General features: G+C 71.4%; 15 protein-coding genes. 7 read left to right on the top strand and 8 right to left on the bottom strand.

Features of this window, described 5'->3' with window-relative positions; genetic code table 11:
- Positions 1 to 11: 11 nt before the first annotated feature.
- The gene (gene pdxR, locus OG230_RS09965) at positions 12 to 1,415 is read right to left on the bottom strand and encodes a MocR-like pyridoxine biosynthesis transcription factor PdxR (protein ID WP_328909798.1); all 1,404 of its coding nucleotides are present in this window, start codon (positions 1,413 to 1,415) and stop codon (positions 12 to 14) included.
- A gap of 47 nt (positions 1,416 to 1,462) precedes the next feature.
- On the opposite strand from pdxR, the gene OG230_RS09960 reads away from it, so the two are divergent.
- Positions 1,463 to 1,960, top strand: a complete 498-nt coding sequence (locus OG230_RS09960) for a carboxymuconolactone decarboxylase family protein (RefSeq protein WP_328909797.1) — start codon at positions 1,463 to 1,465, stop codon at positions 1,958 to 1,960.
- 10 nt (positions 1,961 to 1,970) lie between these two features.
- Here the strand turns inward: OG230_RS09960 and OG230_RS09955 are convergent, their stop codons facing one another.
- On the bottom strand, positions 1,971 to 2,420 hold the full coding sequence (locus OG230_RS09955) for a MarR family transcriptional regulator (protein WP_328909796.1): 450 nt from the start codon (positions 2,418 to 2,420) through the stop codon (positions 1,971 to 1,973).
- 45 nt (positions 2,421 to 2,465) lie between these two features.
- Here OG230_RS09955 and OG230_RS09950 point away from each other — a divergent pair, with 45 nt between their 5' ends.
- Complete coding sequence (locus OG230_RS09950) at positions 2,466 to 3,359, top strand: alpha/beta fold hydrolase (RefSeq protein ID WP_328909795.1); 894 nt, start codon at positions 2,466 to 2,468, stop codon at positions 3,357 to 3,359.
- 21 nt (positions 3,360 to 3,380) lie between these two features.
- Here the strand turns inward: OG230_RS09950 and OG230_RS09945 are convergent, their stop codons facing one another.
- Positions 3,381 to 3,740, bottom strand: coding sequence for an arsenate reductase family protein (locus OG230_RS09945; protein ID WP_328909794.1), 360 nt, complete (start codon positions 3,738 to 3,740; stop codon positions 3,381 to 3,383).
- Between the two features lie 119 nt (positions 3,741 to 3,859).
- On the opposite strand from OG230_RS09945, the gene OG230_RS09940 reads away from it, so the two are divergent.
- Positions 3,860 to 4,141 carry a hypothetical protein gene (locus tag OG230_RS09940; protein WP_328909793.1) on the top strand — a complete coding sequence of 94 codons (282 nt, stop codon included), beginning with the start codon at positions 3,860 to 3,862 and terminating at the stop codon, positions 4,139 to 4,141.
- 471 nt (positions 4,142 to 4,612) lie between these two features.
- On the opposite strand, the gene OG230_RS09935 is transcribed toward OG230_RS09940, so the two are convergent.
- Positions 4,613 to 7,225 (bottom strand): ABC transporter permease, encoded by a 2,613-nt coding sequence (locus OG230_RS09935; RefSeq protein ID WP_328909792.1) that lies wholly within the window; start codon positions 7,223 to 7,225, stop codon positions 4,613 to 4,615.
- Positions 7,222 to 7,929 carry an ABC transporter ATP-binding protein gene (locus OG230_RS09930; RefSeq protein WP_328909791.1) on the bottom strand — a complete coding sequence of 236 codons (708 nt, stop codon included), beginning with the start codon at positions 7,927 to 7,929 and terminating at the stop codon, positions 7,222 to 7,224. The genes OG230_RS09935 and OG230_RS09930 overlap by 4 nt, the downstream gene beginning before the upstream one ends.
- 214 nt (positions 7,930 to 8,143) lie before the next feature.
- Between OG230_RS09930 and OG230_RS09925 the strand changes: the two genes are divergently transcribed.
- From OG230_RS09925 to OG230_RS09915, 3 genes are all read left to right on the top strand, one after another.
- Positions 8,144 to 9,454 (top strand): sensor histidine kinase, encoded by a 1,311-nt coding sequence (locus OG230_RS09925; RefSeq protein ID WP_328909790.1) that lies wholly within the window; start codon positions 8,144 to 8,146, stop codon positions 9,452 to 9,454.
- Positions 9,451 to 10,149, top strand: coding sequence for a response regulator transcription factor (locus tag OG230_RS09920; RefSeq protein WP_328909789.1), 699 nt, complete (start codon positions 9,451 to 9,453; stop codon positions 10,147 to 10,149). The genes OG230_RS09925 and OG230_RS09920 overlap by 4 nt, the downstream gene beginning before the upstream one ends.
- A 121-nt stretch (positions 10,150 to 10,270) precedes the next feature.
- Positions 10,271 to 10,852, top strand: coding sequence for an AAA family ATPase (locus tag OG230_RS09915; protein WP_328909788.1), 582 nt, complete (start codon positions 10,271 to 10,273; stop codon positions 10,850 to 10,852).
- Positions 10,853 to 11,005: 153 nt separating this feature from the next.
- Here OG230_RS09915 and glnA read toward each other — a convergent pair whose 3' ends face one another.
- Positions 11,006 to 12,415: a type I glutamate--ammonia ligase gene (glnA, locus tag OG230_RS09910; protein ID WP_328909787.1), complete on the bottom strand. Its 1,410-nt coding sequence runs from the start codon at positions 12,413 to 12,415 to the stop codon at positions 11,006 to 11,008.
- Between the two features lie 222 nt (positions 12,416 to 12,637).
- Between glnA and OG230_RS09905 the strand changes: the two genes are divergently transcribed.
- Positions 12,638 to 13,105, top strand: a complete 468-nt coding sequence (locus OG230_RS09905) for an RDD family protein (protein ID WP_328909786.1) — start codon at positions 12,638 to 12,640, stop codon at positions 13,103 to 13,105.
- A 169-nt stretch (positions 13,106 to 13,274) separates the two neighbouring features.
- Here OG230_RS09905 and OG230_RS09900 read toward each other — a convergent pair whose 3' ends face one another.
- Complete coding sequence (locus OG230_RS09900) at positions 13,275 to 13,982, bottom strand: DUF4191 domain-containing protein (RefSeq protein ID WP_328909785.1); 708 nt, start codon at positions 13,980 to 13,982, stop codon at positions 13,275 to 13,277.
- A gap of 19 nt (positions 13,983 to 14,001) precedes the next feature.
- Positions 14,002 to 14,202 (bottom strand): SCO2195 family GlnR-regulated protein, encoded by a 201-nt coding sequence (locus OG230_RS09895; RefSeq protein ID WP_328909784.1) that lies wholly within the window; start codon positions 14,200 to 14,202, stop codon positions 14,002 to 14,004.
- Positions 14,203 to 14,318 lie beyond the last annotated feature (116 nt).

The following is a 14,318-nucleotide window of genomic DNA, read 5'->3' as shown; positions in this document are numbered from 1 at the left end:
TCGGCTCCGGCTCACTCCGGAGGCAGCGCCCGGCACAGGGCGTCCAGCGCCTGCGGATAGGCGTGTTCGGCCGGGGTCGCGTACCCCACGACCAGTCCGTCCCGCCCTCCGCCGGTGACGGCGGGGTGGAGATATCCGGAGAGCCCTTCGACCGCCAGCCCCTGCCACGCGGCTGCCCGGACCACCGAGGTCTCCGTCCCCGGCGGGAGCTCCAGGACCGCGTGCAGACCCGCCGCGATCCCGGAGACCCGGACGTACGGCGCCCGCTCGGCCAGCGCGGCCACGAGCTGGTCGCGCCGGCGCCGGTGGCGCTGCCGCATCCGGCGCACCTGACGGTCGTACGCCCCCGACTCGACGAAGTCCGCGAGTGTCAGCTGTTCCGTGGCGCTCGACCACTGCTCGCGTTCGCCCTTGGCCGCCACGACGTCCTCCACCAGCCGTGCCGGAAGCACCAGCCAGCCGATCCGCAGGGCGGGGGAGAGGCTCTTGCTCACCGAGCCCAGCAGCACCACGTGTTCGGGATCGAGGCCCTGGACCGCGCCCACGGGCTGCCGGTCGTAACGGAACTCCCCGTCGTAGTCGTCCTCCACGACCAGACCGCCCGTCGCCCGCGCCCAGTCGACCACCGCGGCCCGCCGCTCCGGATGCAGCGGGCCGCCGGTCGGGAACTGGTGCGCGGCGGTCAGCAGGACCGCCCGGTCCGTCGCCCTCAACTCCTCGACGTGTGCCCCGTGTTCGTCCACGGTCAGCGGCCGGGTGCCGACGCCCTGCCCGGTGAGCACACGGCGGTGGAACGGCAGCCCGTAAGCCTCCACCGCCCACGGTCCGCCCAGGACGTCCGCGAGCAGGCGCAGCCCGTGCGCGGCGCCCGAACAGAGCACGATGCGCTCGGGTGACGTCCGTACGCCGCGCACCCGGGCCAGATATCCGGCCAGGGCGTGCCGCAGCTCCGGCCGCCCCTGCGGATCGCCGGGCCCGAAGGCGTCGTTCGGTGCCTCGGTGAGCGCCCGCCGGGCCGAGGCCAGCCACGCGGTCCTGGGAAAGACGGAGGGGTCCGGCTTCCCCTGGACCAGGTCGTGGGCCGGGTGGGCGGACCGGGGCGGGGTCCGCTGCCGGTGCACGGGGGTGACGGGCGCCGCCCGCTCGGCGACCCGGGTGCCCGAGCCCTGGCGGGCGGTCAGCCAGCCCTCGGCGACGAGTTCCGCGTAGGCGTCCGCGACGGTGTTGCGGGCCAGCCCGAGGTCGGCGGCGAGCGAGCGGTACGGCGGCAGCCGGGTGCCCGGAGCGAGCCGCCCGCCCCGGACCGCCTCGCGCAGGGCCCGCATGAGGACGGCCCGTCTGTTGCCCGTGCCCGAGAGGGCGAGCGGCAGATCGCTGCCGAGTACCTCTGCCGAATTGACCCATGAATCCGCCATCGAAATGCACCCCGTAACCGGTCGCTCGTTCTCGTAGATTCGTACCCATGACGACGACAGAGATCAAGACCGACGCCCCGTCCACCACCACCGGCACCACCGTCCGGCTCAACTTCGCCAAGGCCGCGCCGAAGGCGTTCCGGGCCGTGATCGGCCTGGACGCGGCGGCGCGTGAAGGACTCGACCCCACGCTGGTCGAGCTGGTGCAGATCCGTTCCTCGCACCTCAACCACTGCGCGTACTGCCTCCACATGCACACCACCGACGCCCGGAAGGCGGGCGAGAGCGAGGAGCGACTGCACATGGTCGCCGTCTGGCAGGAGGCGACGCACTTCTTCACGGAGAAGGAGCAGGCGGCGCTCGCCCTGACGGACGCGGTCACCCGGGTCGCGGACGGCGGGATCTCCGACGACGTGTACGCCCGTGCCGCGGCGCACTTCGAGGACGCGGAGCTGGCCCAGCTGCTCGCCCTGATCTTCGCCATCAACACCTGGAACCGGATCGCGCTGGCCACCGGAAAGCGCGCCGGCACCGACGAACGCTGACCCGCCGGGGTCAGCCGATCGTGGTGACCGCCTCGTGGGCGGCGGACAGGAAGCGGCGGACGGCGGCCGTCTCGTGGTCGTCGAAGCCGTGGAGCACGGCCACGGTGTTCTCGATCAGCGGTCCGAAGAACGCCTGCCCCAGCTCCACGGCCTTCGCGTCCACGGCGAGCAGCACCCGCCGCCGGTCGCGCGGGTCACGGGTCCGTGTGAGGTGGCCCAGCCGCACCAGCCGGTCGATGAGCGCCGTCGTGCCCGCCGAGTTGAGCCCGAGCCGGGCGCCCAGCCACCCCGCGGTCGCGTCCGTCCCCGCCCGCTCGGCGTCGAGCAGGCAGATCAACGCCCGTACGTCGGTGGGATGCATTCCGTGACGGTGGGCGAACTCGGCCTGGCGCAGGCCGAATTCGACGGTCACCTTACGCAGCAGATGGACGATCTCCAGCTCCGCTTCCCGGTCTTCCATCGCACTCCCCTTCATTATCTCGCTCAGCGAGATAATATGGGATCCATGGCACCCGTTCCGCGCAGCGAGCCCGCCGAGCCCGTCCCGGACCTGAGGCCGTTCCTCGCGGCGTACGACGAGGTCCTGGCATCGCACTGGCCCGCCGGGACCACCCGCACCCGGGTTCCCACCCCGTTCGGCACCACCCACATCAACAGCTACGGCCCCGAGGACCCAGCGGCCCCGCCCCTGATCCTGCTCCCGGGCGGGGGAGCCACCTCGACCGTCTGGTACGCCCAGGCCGCACGGCTCGGCCGCACCCACCGGGTCCACGCCGTCGACCTGGTCGGCGACCCAGGGCGCAGCGTGGCGGGGGAGCGCCCGGTCCGTACCGTCGCCGACCTGACAGCCTGGCTGGACTCCGTGCTCGGACACCTGGGCACGGGGCCGGTCGCCCTCGGCGGCCACTCCTACGGAGCCTGGATCGCTCTCCACTACGCCCTGCACGCACCCGGCCGGGTCCGGAAACTGGTTCTCGTCGACCCGACCGGGTGCTTCGCGGGCTTCCGCCCCGCCTACCTGCTGCACGCCCTGCCGATGCTGCTGCGCCCGAGCGCCGAACGGACCCGCGCCTTCCTGGCCTGGGAGACGGAGGGCGCCGCCCTCGCCCCGGCGTGGCTGCGTCTCAGGGACGCAGCCACGCGCTTCCCCGCCGCCCGGCCGGTCACCGGCCCGCGTCCCGCGCGCGAGGACCTGCGCGCCCTCGACGTACCGACACTCCTGCTGCTCGCCGGACGCGGCCGGGCCCACGACCCGGCACGCGTCGCGCGCACCGCACGCCGGCTGCTCCCGCACGCGCAGACGACGACGCTGGCCGGCGCCACGCACCACACCCTGCCGCTGCACGACCCGGAGGCCACCGAACTCACCACGGGAATGGAGCAGTTCCTGGCCCCCTGAGGCACTACGTCAACCGGCGCCTCAACGCCCCAACGCGTCCCGTACCGCCTCGTCCGTACGCCCCACGACGGCCGTGCCGTCGTCCGCGGTGATGATCGGCCGCTGGATCAGCTTGGGGTGCGCGGCGAGCGCCTCGATCCACCGCTCCCGGGAACCGGCCTCCTTCGGCCACTCCTTGATCCCGAGCTCCTTCGCGGCTGCTTCCTGGGTCCGTGTGATGTCCCACGGTTCGAGTCCGAGCCGTTCGAGCACGGCCCGGATCTCGTCGGGCGACGGCACATCCTCCAGGTAGCGGCGGACGGTGTACTCGGCACCCTCCGCATCGAGCAGATCGACAGCGCTGCGGCACTTGGAACAGGCCGGATTGATCCAGATCTCCATGGGGCCCAGGGTACGCGAGGGAGTCGCGAAAGCCCTTCTGGCCAGGGGCGATTGTCAGTGGGGGGCAGTAAAATGGAGGGAGTTCGTGAGGGTTCCACCACCGTGCCAGGAGGTTGCCGATGGCCGTCGCCACAGTCACGACCAAGCCGCTCCACAACCAGCTCACCCAACCTCTGCGGAGGAAGCGACTCCCCGCGGGCCGCCCCCGCGAGTGGTACGTCTCCCACAACCGCCGCCTGAAGGCCATGCGCCTGGCGATCGCCCTGCTCGACTCGGGCGTCTACCAGCCGTCGAGCGCCACCAACACCCGCATACGCACGACCGCCGAGCGCCTCGGCATCCACCCGCCGTCCGACACCACCTGCCGCATGGTCCGCACCCTGATCCGCTACGGCCGCTGACCACGGCGTCCCGCACCTGACACCTGTGCCCCCGGGAGACCGGGGGCACAGGCATGCCCGCACCCGGACGGCGTACACGGCATGCGGCCCGGCTCCGGTCGGCCTTGACTGGGACCATCGCGAGTGCTGGGAGGCGCAGATGACAGGGCGAGACGTACGCGTCGTACGAGGGGTATGGGCCGCGCTGCTGACCGCGGTCGTGGCGACCGCGGCCGTCGGTTGCTCGGACGAGGACGGGGGCGGGAGCGGTGCGTCCGACGCGGCCTCCCAGGCGGCGTCCGCCGCCTCGTCGCTGGCCTCGAAGGGCTCGGACGTCGTCGCTTCGGCCACGGCCGCCGCCCAGGACAAGCTGGACGAGTTCAAGGGCGGCGTGGACGCCAAGGGCGATGTCGACCTCGGCACGGTGAACACGGACGGGGACCGCTCCACGGTGAAGTTCACCGTGACCAACGGGACCGACTCCGCCAAGTCCTACGTGGTGCAGATCAACTTCAACGACACGAGCGGCAACCTGCTGGACACGGTCGTCGTCTCGGTCGACGACGTCCAGGCGGACAAGAAGAAGGACGCCACGGCAACCAGCAACCGCAAGCTCACGGGCAACGTGAAGGCCGAGGTCGGTACGGCGCTGCGGCACTGACGACGGACCGCCGGGCACCGCAGGACTCGGCCGGGGGCCGTTACCCGACGACGGGTGACGGCCCCCGGCCGGTGGCTACGACGGCCTCCTATTTCCGTGCGCAGGGCCGTGGCGGTCCGGGCCCTGGCGGCCCAGCCGGCGGGCAGGAGCGCGCCCAGGACGGCGATGAGCAGGCCACCCAGTGCGAGCGGGAGCAGTTCGGCCCCGCCGTAGACGGCGATGACGGAGCCGGGGAGGCGGAGCCCCGCGCTGTCGCCCATCGCGGGCATGACCCAGCCGTGCACGGCCACGCCGAGCGGCACGCCCAGCGCGCCGGCGGCCAGTCCGGTCACGACGACCGAGGTGAGGACCATCGCGACGGTCTGCCGGGGCGTCATCCCGAGCGCCTTGTGGACACCGATCTCCCGGACGCGCTCACGGGTGTCGAGCAGGACGCCGTTGAGCACACCGAGCGCGGCGACGGAGACGAGCATCAGTGTGAGGATCGCGGCCAGCGCGTTGAGCGTGACGACCATGTCGCCGCCTGCGTCGAGCCCGCCGGCCCGAGCGCCGGCCCCGAGCGGTGCCAGGTCCTTGTTCAGTGCGTCGACGTAGCCGTCGACGTCGGCGCCCGACGCGACCGCGATGTGATGGCTCGTCCCGGTCAGGTCGGGATGCGCCGCCGTGAGCGTCGACGCGTCGGTGAACACCTGCATTCCGTCGAGGCGGGGGTCGAGGACCTCGCCGACGATGCGGACCGTGACCGGCTCGGCCGGGCCGTTGAGGCCGTTCAGGGTGACGGCGTCGCCGATCCGGACGCCGGTGGCGGCCAGGAACTGGGTCGGCACGGCGGCCTCTCCGGGCTTGTCGATCCAGCGGCCCGAGACCATCGTGTAGCCGCCCCAGGAGGCATCGCCCTTGAAGGCGATCACGTCGACGGTGCCGGTCACCCCGGACACGGTCGCCCGTACCGTCGCGGCGCTGTAGTACTTCCCGGTCCCAGGGGCGCCCTCGATGGCCGCGGCGACCGCGGCGGGATCGGCCCGGGGCCGCTTCCCGGAACCAGGGCCCTGAGGGCCGAACTCCGGCAGGGGCGCGGCCACGGTGACATCGGCGACGTCGTGGGCCTTGGCCTTCATCACCTCGCCGAGCGAGGCACCCATCCCCACGGTGAACGTGACGGCCACGGTGCCGAACAGGACCGCCGCGCCCATGGCCAGCGCGCGGGCGGGCCTCGCGAAGGGCCGGGCCAGGCCCAGCGCGACCGGTCGCGGCAACGGCAGCCGTCCTGCCAGGCGGGCCGCCCACCGTCCGCGACCCGCCGACGCCGTACGCCCGACGGGCGCGTCGACCGTACGCAGCCGACCGGCCCTCCAGGCACTCGCCCACGCCGTCGCCGCCACCAGGCCGAGCACCCCGGCGATCACCGTCAGGTCGACCCAGGGGGCGATGGTCAGGGAGGAGGCGCCGTAGACCTCCTCGGTCTCGGCCAGTACGGGGACGGCGAGCAGGTGGCCGGCCACGACACCGAGAGCCGTGCCGGCCGCGGCCGGGATCAGAGCCTGGCCCACGTAGGCCCGCACGACCTGGGCCGGGGTGAAGCCGACGGCCTTGAGGACGCCGATGCGGCGCGTGGCCGTGCCCACGGCCGACGCGACGACGTTGCCCACGATGAGCGCCGACATGACCAGGCCCAGGGCGCCGAACGCGATGAGGAACGGGACGTAGAGGGCGGTGTCGCGCTCGGCGCTCTTCCTGACGGTGAGCCAGGACTGTTCGCCGACGGCCGCTCCCGGAGGCAGGGCATCCGTCACGGCCCTGCCGCCCGCGGTGATCTGCGCGGGGGTGTCCGCTTCGGTGAAGCGGAAGAGCATCTGGTAGCCGCCACCGCCGGGGGCGGTGAGCGCCGGCATCTGGGACGGAACCACCCAGGCGTCAGCGGTCTGCGTGACCGAGCGGGCCGTACCGACCACCGTCAGCGTCGTACCGCCGGACAGATCGGGGAAGGCGATCTCCATGCCCAGGGCCGGGAAGAGCGAGGAGCCGGCGGACAGCACGATCTCGCCGGAGCGCGTGGGCCACCGCCCGTCGAGCAGGACCGCCTCGTCCACGTCCCGGCCCGGATCGCCCCGGCCGACCACGGTCATCGGCCACCCGGGGACGGCCCCGTCCGGCCGCGGGGTGACCGTCGCCGTGCGGAACGGCCCGGCCGCGGCGCTCACCCCTTCGGCGTCCCCGGTCTTCGACAGCTGCGCGGCACTCACCTTGTCCGCGTCGAACCGGACGGACAGGTGCGCGCCGTGCTGCCTGGCGAAGGCGTCGGCGAAGGGCGCGCCGGAGACCACGAGCAGCGATCCGCCGAGGACGGAGGCGGCCACCGCCATCATCGTGGCGAGCCCGATCACCAGCGTCTGCACCCGGCGTCGTCCCACCCCCGAGCGCACCACCGTGCCGAGCGCGCTCATCGGACGGCCTCCGGGGCGACGGCGTGCGTCCGGACGTCCTCGGTGATCCGGCCGTCGGCGATCCGGACCGTACGGTTCGTGCAGGACCGGGCCAACGCCAGGTCGTGGGTGACCACGACGATGGTCTGGCCCTCGGCATTGAGGTCGGTGAGCAGCCTGCTGACGTCCTGCCCGGCGGCCGTGTCCAGGGCCCCGGTCGGTTCGTCGGCCAGGAGCAGCGGTGGCCGGTTCATCAACGCCCGGGCCACCGCGACGCGTTGCCGCTCGCCGCCGGACAGTCGCCCCGGGTAGGCGCGGGCGTGCTGGTCGATGCCGAGGGTGTCCAGGAGTTCCGCCGCCCGGCGATCGGCTCCGCCGCGTGCCATGCCCGCGAGCCGCGCGGGCAGGACGACGTTCTCGGTGACGGTCAGGTCGTCGAGCAGGTTGAAGAACTGGAAGATCATGCCGATCTTCGACCGCCGGTAGAGCGCCGAACCGGCCTCGCCTAGGCGGTCCACCCGCACCCCGTCCACGGTGACGGTCCCCGTGTCGGGCCGGTCGAGACCCGCGATCAGGTTGAGCAGCGTGGACTTGCCGCTGCCGGAAGGGCCGAGGATCGCCACGGCCTCACCGGGCCGCACGGTCATCGACGCGTCGTGCAGGGCGGGCGGGCCGTCGTCGTAGCGGCGGCTCACCTCGCGTAGTTCGATCACCGGCGTGGTCATGAGAGGGCTCCTTCGATGCGGGCATCGGACCCTCGGACGCTAGGAGCGCGCCCGGCCCCCGCGCGTCGCCCGCCCGAACCCTTTGCCCTACCGCATCGGGATGATCTGCCGGAACGTCATCCTTGCGAGGTAGGCGCCCGATGTACGCGAGGTGCAGGGAACAACCACTGAGGGGGACTCCGAGGATTCGGGCGGCGGCGACAATGAGCCGGTGATGAACGTACGTACGGTGCTGGAGCGGCTCCGGGAAACCGCGCGCCGGACGGTCCGCGAGGCCAGGCTTCCCGGCAGCCCACCGCTGCGGCTCAGCCTGCGTTCCTGGCAGTTCGACGTGCTGGTGGCGCTGACGCTCGGTATCGCCACCGTCTACTACGGCATCGACAACGCCGACAACGTCGTGTTGCGGGAGATCGCACCCGGCGTGGAGCGCGTCGTGCCGCGCCCGAACGGCCCCCGCGGCATGGCCTTCATGGTGACCCTCGCGGCCATCGCCTCGGGTGCCCTGGTGCTGCGGCGCCGCTTCCCGCTCGCCGTGCTGTGCATCGTGACGGCCGCGACACTGGCGACACCGCAGAGCGTTCTGCGGCTGACGTTCTACGCGTTCGTCATCGCCGTCTACAGCGCCGCCGTGTACAGCCCGTACCGGGTGGCGACCCTGGTGGCGCTGCCGGTGTCGGTCGTCCTGGTCGGCACCTCGGGGAACTCGGTGACACCGATCGTCCCCAACGAGTACATCGCCCTGCTGATCCTCGTCCCGATGGCCGTGGCCGCCGTCGGCCTGCGTACCTGGAAGCTCCGAACCGACGAGGGCCGCACCCGGCTCTCCGCCCTGGAACGCACACAGGCCGAGGCGCTGCGGCGGGCCGTCGAGCACGAGCGGGCCAGGATCGCCCGCGAACTGCACGACGTCGTCACGCACAACGTCAGCGTGATGATCATCCAGGCGGGCGCCGCCCGCAAGATCATGAAGACCTCCCCCGAGCAGGCCGGCGAGGCGCTGCTCGCCGTGGAGGCGGGCGGGCGGGCGGCGATGACCGAGCTGCGCCACGTCATGGGGCTGCTCACCATGGCCGACGAGGGCGAGGGGACGGACGCAGGTGCGGACCTGGCCGACACGGCGACGGAGCTGGCCCCGCAACCCGGCCTGGACCAGCTGGAAACGCTGGTCGGACGGGTCCGGGACGCCGGACTGCCGGTCGACCTTACGGTGACCGGACCGCCGTGTCCCCTGCCGCCCGGCGTCGAACTCGCCGCCTACCGCGTGGTCCAGGAAGCCCTGACCAACACGGTGAAGCACGCGTCCGGCGCCACCGCCGCGGTGACCCTCGCATACGGCCCGGACCGGCTCCGGGTGGAAGTCATCGACACCGGCGGACACCCGGGCGCGAGCGCGGCAGCCGGAAACGGGCGGGGCCTGATCGGCCTGCGCGAGCGCCTCGCCGTCTACGACGGATCCCTGAACACCGGCCGCCGCCTGACCGGCGGCTACCGTGTGGAGGCCCTGATCCCCTTGGAGACACCGTGACCGAGCCGCTGCGTGTGCTCCTCGCCGACGACCAGACCCTGGTCCGCACCGGATTCCGGTTGATCCTCGGCGCCGACGGCATCGACGTCGTCGCCGAGGCGACCAACGGCACCGAAGCGGTCGAAGCGGTCCGCCGCACACGTCCCGACGTGGTCCTGATGGACGTCCGGATGCCCGAGATGGACGGCCTGGAGGCCACCCGCCGCATCCTCACCGGCGCCCCCGACGAACCCCGCGTCATCATCCTGACCACCTTCGACCTCGACCGGTACGTCTACGCGGCACTGTCCGCCGGGGCCAGCGGCTTCCTCCTCAAGGACGTCACCCCCGAGCATCTGACCGCGGCCGTCCGCACGGTCCGCACCGGCGACGCTCTCCTCGCGCCCGCCATCACCCGCCGCCTCGTACAGCGGTTCGCCCAGCGCGACGGCGACACCGCCGCCCTCCACCGCGACCTCGCCGCGCTCACTCCGCGCGAACTGGAGGTCTTCGGCCTGCTGGCCCGAGGACTGAGCAACGCCGAACTCGCCACCCGCCTCCACCTGGCCGAGACGACCGTCAAGACGCACGTCGCCCGCATCCTGGCCAAGCTGGGACTCCGCGACCGCGTCCAGGCCGTCATCGTCGCCTACGAGACGGGGCTGGTCAGCGCGGGCGGACGCGAGGCCCCGCAGCAGCCCACCGAGCAGCCTTAGACCGAAACCGTCGGGCGGCTGCCACCCTCCAGGCTGCTGGGGCCGCGACGACGCCGAGGGTTGCTCGGCCGACCATGATCGACTCGTGGACAGCATCGTCGGGATCCGGCAGGATCGGCGGATGCCGAAGTCGGAACGGCCGTTGGTGGTCGCCGTATGCGGGTCCCCAGGGGCCGGAAAAACCACCGTTGCCCGCGCGACGGCACGCCGCCTCGGTGTGCTGTTCCTGACCCGGGATGAGATCAAGGTCGGTCTCGGGCTGTCCTCCGCCTCCGTCGACGAGGACGGCGGTGTTCGGCTCAACCCGGACTTCCACGTGGCCGGCGGTCCTCTGAGCCTCCGCGCCGAGGCCGTGATGGTCGACTCGGCCCGGCTCCTCGCCTCCGCGGGGGTGAGCTTCGTCGTGGAGTCCTCCGTGCTTTCATGCACGCTGGTGGACGCGCTGCGCGCATGTGATGCACGGGTGCTCGCTGTTCACGTCGTTGCTCGCGATGCGGTCGTCGACGAGCGCCTCCGCGCCCGGGCGGCCGACGGCGGGGAGGTCGACCGACAGCTCCACTCCCAGTTCCGGCGAGGCGAGATGAAGCGGTCGATCTTCGAACCGCCGGGTGGAGTCGATGCCGTCGTCGAAGTCGATACCTCAGACGGTCGTGAACCGGACACCGAACCCGTCGAAGCAGCCGTCGTCGCCCTGATGCGGTGACCGAGCGCCACAAGGTGCACCCAGAACTTCGAGGCCGGGAAGGCCGCCGCTCGCGGAAAAGGCCGCCGGCCGTGTCTTCCGGGAGGGAAGAGCACGGCCGACGGCCCACAGACGGCACAGGCGAGCGGAGATCCGCTCTGACCTGCGGCGTTCTTAGATGTCGAAGTACAGCTCGAACTCGTGCGGGTGCGGGCGCAGCTGGATCGGGGCGATCTCGTTCGTGCGCTTGTAGTCGACCCACGTCTCGATCAGGTCGGGGGTGAAGACACCGCCGGCCAGCAGGTAGTCGTGGTCCGCCTCCAGGGCGTCCAGTACGGCCGGCAGCGAGGTCGGGACCTGCTGGACGTTCGCGTGCTCCTCGGGAGCCAGCTCGTAGAGGTCCTTGTCGATCGGCTCGGCCGGCTCGATCTTGTTCTTGACGCCGTCCAGGCCCGCCATCAGCAGCGCCGAGAAGGCGAGGTACGGGTTCGAGGACGGGTCCGGGGCGCGGAACTCGACGCGCTTGGCCTTCGGGTTGGAGCCCGTGATCGGGATACGCATCGCGGCGGAGCGGTTGCGCTGCGAGTAGACCATGTTGACCGGGGCCTCGAAGCCGGGGACCAGGCGGTGGTAGGAGTTCACCGTCGGGTTGGTGAACGCCAGCAGCGACGGGGCGTGCTTCAGGATGCCGCCGATGTAGTAGCGCGCCATGTCCGACAGGCCCGCGTAACCCTGCTCGTCGTAGAAGAGCGGGTCGCCACCGGCCCACAGGGACTGGTGGACGTGCATGCCCGAGCCGTTGTCGCCGAAGATCGGCTTCGGCATGAAGGTCGCGGTCTTGCCGTTGCGCCAGGCGACGTTCTTCACGATGTACTTGAAGAGCATCAGGTCGTCGGCCGCGGCGAGCAGCGTGTTGAACTTGTAGTTGATCTCGGCCTGGCCGGCGGTGCCGACCTCGTGGTGCTGGCGCTCGACCTGGAGGCCGTTCTTGTCCAGCTCCAGGGAGATCTCGGCACGCAGGTCGGCGAAGTGGTCGACCGGCGGGGTCGGGAAGTAGCCGCCCTTGTAGCGGACCTTGTAGCCGCGGTTGTTGTCCTCCGACCCGGTGTTCCAGGCGCCCGCCTCGGAGTCGATGTGGTAGAAGGACTCGTTCGCCGAGGTCTGGAAGCGCACGTTGTCGAACACGTAGAACTCGGCCTCGGGGCCGAAGTACGCGGTGTCGGCGATGCCGGTGGAGGCGAGGTACGCCTCGGCCTTCTTGGCCACGTTCCGCGGGTCACGGCTGTACTGCTCGCCCGTGATCGGGTCGTGGATGAAGAAGTTGATGTTGACGGTCTTGTCGCGGCGGAACGGGTCGACACGGGCGGTCGAGAGGTCCGCGCGGAGCGCCATGTCGGACTCGTGGATGGCCTGGAAACCGCGGATCGACGAGCCGTCGAAGGCGAGCTCCTCGGTCGGGTCGAAGGCCGCCGCCGGGATGGTGAAGTGCTGCATCACTCCGGGCAGGTCGCAGAACCGGACGTCGATGAACTTGACGTCTTCGTCGGCGATGTACTTCTTCACGTCGTCGGCGTTCTGGAACATCCAACTCCTCCTACTCCCGACCCGGAGAAGGGCGGGGTTGCAGCTCTTTCGTGCGGCCAGTGCGGTGGCACACGCTGGACCCGACCATAGGCAGACGGGATTTCTCAAGCATGACCCATTTGTTTCGCCCAAGTTAACCGGGCGAAGTGGGCGCGGCACCTCAGCGACGTGTTCCGTGCCCCACCTGGGCGGGCGCAAACGCGGGCGCAGTACCGTGGTCGGGTGGACAACAGGCAAGTAATCGGATCGTGGCTGTCCGGGCCGCGTGCGGCAGCCGAGGACATGGGTGTCGATTTCGGCTACCGGGGAAAGCGGCTGGGGCTGCCCGAGAACGGGCCGGGTTCCGTGGCCCCACTGGGCCGGCGCTTCGGGGCGATCTTCATCGACTGGGCCCTGTGCCTGGTGATCGCATACGGGCTGCTCGCTCGGGGTGACCAGCAGGCGGCGGGAAACTGGGCGCTCTTCGTCTTCCTCGTACTGAGCGTGCTCACCGTCGGTACCGTCGGCAGCACGCCGGGCAAGCGCATCCTGGGCCTGCGGGTCGTCGCGGAGAACGGCGAGCGGCTCGGCGCCGGGCGAGTGATTCTCCGGAGCGTGCTGCTTCTCCTGGTCATCCCGCCCCTGGTCTGGGACCGCGACGGCCGCGGCCTCCACGACCGGCTGGCCCGCGCCGTACAGGTCCGGACGTGACGCGGACGCGGTAAGAGGCACCGAAGGCGGATGAGCGCAGAGAAGACAGAAGGAAAAAGAAGGGGCGGTTCCGGACCTGTGGGTCCGGAACCGCCCCTTCTTGTACGAGGTGCGAGCTACGAGGTGCTGGGCCACGTGGCGCTGGGCTACGTGGTACGGGCTGTAAGGATCAGCGCATCTTTCCGCCGCGCGGCATCCGCATGCCCTTCGGCATCGGACCCTTCGGCAGCGGCATGTTGCTCATCAGGTCACCCATCGCCCGGAGCCGGTCGTTGGCCGCCGTGACCTGCGGGCCGGTCAGGACCCGGGGCAGCTTGAGCATCTTGGTGCGCACCTTCTTCAGCGGCACCTGGCCCTCGCCGTCACCCACGATGATGTCGTGCACCGGCACGTCCACCACGATGCGGGCCATGCGCTTCTTCTCGGCCGCCAGCAGGCTCTTCACCCGGTTCGGGTTGCCCTCGGCGACCAGAACGATGCCGGCCTTGCCCACGGCCCGGTGGACGACGTCCTGGCTGCGGTTCATCGCGACCGCGGGAGTCGTGGTCCAGCCGCGACCCACCCGGTCCAGAACGGCCGCTGCCGCGCCGGGCTGCCCCTCCATCTGACCGAAGGCCGCGCGCTCGGCGCGCCGTCCGAAGACGATCGCCATCGCGAGGAGGGCCAGGACGAATCCGAGGATGCCCGCGTAGATCGGGTGGTCGATCAAGAAACCGATCGCGAGGAGGACACCGAAGGTGACGATTCCCACACCCGCGACGACAAGACCGATCTTGGAGTCGGTCCGCCTGGTCATCTTGTAGGTCAGGGCGATCTGCTTGAGTCGCCCCGCGTTCTCGGCGCTGTCCGCGCCTTCAGTGTTTGCCTTCCTCGCCATGTACTGAAGTTTACGTGGCCTAAGAACGATGGTCGGCCACGGCCTCCAGTACGTGCTGGGCCTCGACCCGGTCCTTGGCCCTGCGGCGGTCCTCCAGGACCGCCGTCCAGGCGTTGCGACGGGCGGTGCGCTGGCCGCTGCTCAGCAGCAGCGACTCGACGGCACGGAGGGCGCTGGTGACGGACGGGATGGCGTTGGCGCGTACCGGCACGGCCTGCATGGTGGAGTTCCCTCTCGGAGCGGATGCGCTGACTGGGCGCGGACTGAGTACGGGAAGTCGTGACCGACAGCGGCCGACGGAGCTGCTGCCGCACGTGTACCCAGGGTCACTGCTTG

The sequence above is a fragment of the Streptomyces sp. NBC_00234 genome, from assembly GCF_036195325.1.
Classification (GTDB): Bacteria; Actinomycetota; Actinomycetes; order Streptomycetales; family Streptomycetaceae; genus Streptomyces.
This window is presented reverse-complemented; position numbering and strand designations above follow the sequence as displayed.

What these genes read in the sequence shown, in the direction of transcription:
- pdxR (WP_328909798.1), bottom strand. Translation starts at nt 1,415, where the DNA reads ATGGCGGATTCATGGGTCAATTCGGCAGAGGTACTCGGCAGCGATCTG.
- OG230_RS09960 (WP_328909797.1), top strand. Translation starts at nt 1,463, where the DNA reads ATGACGACGACAGAGATCAAGACCGACGCCCCGTCCACCACCACCGGC.
- OG230_RS09955 (WP_328909796.1), bottom strand. Translation starts at nt 2,420, where the DNA reads ATGGAAGACCGGGAAGCGGAGCTGGAGATCGTCCATCTGCTGCGTAAG.
- OG230_RS09950 (WP_328909795.1), top strand. Translation starts at nt 2,466, where the DNA reads ATGGCACCCGTTCCGCGCAGCGAGCCCGCCGAGCCCGTCCCGGACCTG.
- OG230_RS09945 (WP_328909794.1), bottom strand. Translation starts at nt 3,740, where the DNA reads ATGGAGATCTGGATCAATCCGGCCTGTTCCAAGTGCCGCAGCGCTGTC.
- OG230_RS09940 (WP_328909793.1), top strand. Translation starts at nt 3,860, where the DNA reads ATGGCCGTCGCCACAGTCACGACCAAGCCGCTCCACAACCAGCTCACC.
- OG230_RS09935 (WP_328909792.1), bottom strand. Translation starts at nt 7,225, where the DNA reads ATGAGCGCGCTCGGCACGGTGGTGCGCTCGGGGGTGGGACGACGCCGG.
- OG230_RS09930 (WP_328909791.1), bottom strand. Translation starts at nt 7,929, where the DNA reads ATGACCACGCCGGTGATCGAACTACGCGAGGTGAGCCGCCGCTACGAC.
- OG230_RS09925 (WP_328909790.1), top strand. Translation starts at nt 8,144, where the DNA reads ATGAACGTACGTACGGTGCTGGAGCGGCTCCGGGAAACCGCGCGCCGG.
- OG230_RS09915 (WP_328909788.1), top strand. Translation starts at nt 10,271, where the DNA reads ATGCCGAAGTCGGAACGGCCGTTGGTGGTCGCCGTATGCGGGTCCCCA.
- glnA (WP_328909787.1), bottom strand. Translation starts at nt 12,415, where the DNA reads ATGTTCCAGAACGCCGACGACGTGAAGAAGTACATCGCCGACGAAGAC.
- OG230_RS09900 (WP_328909785.1), bottom strand. Translation starts at nt 13,982, where the DNA reads ATGGCGAGGAAGGCAAACACTGAAGGCGCGGACAGCGCCGAGAACGCG.
- OG230_RS09895 (WP_328909784.1), bottom strand. Translation starts at nt 14,202, where the DNA reads ATGCAGGCCGTGCCGGTACGCGCCAACGCCATCCCGTCCGTCACCAGC.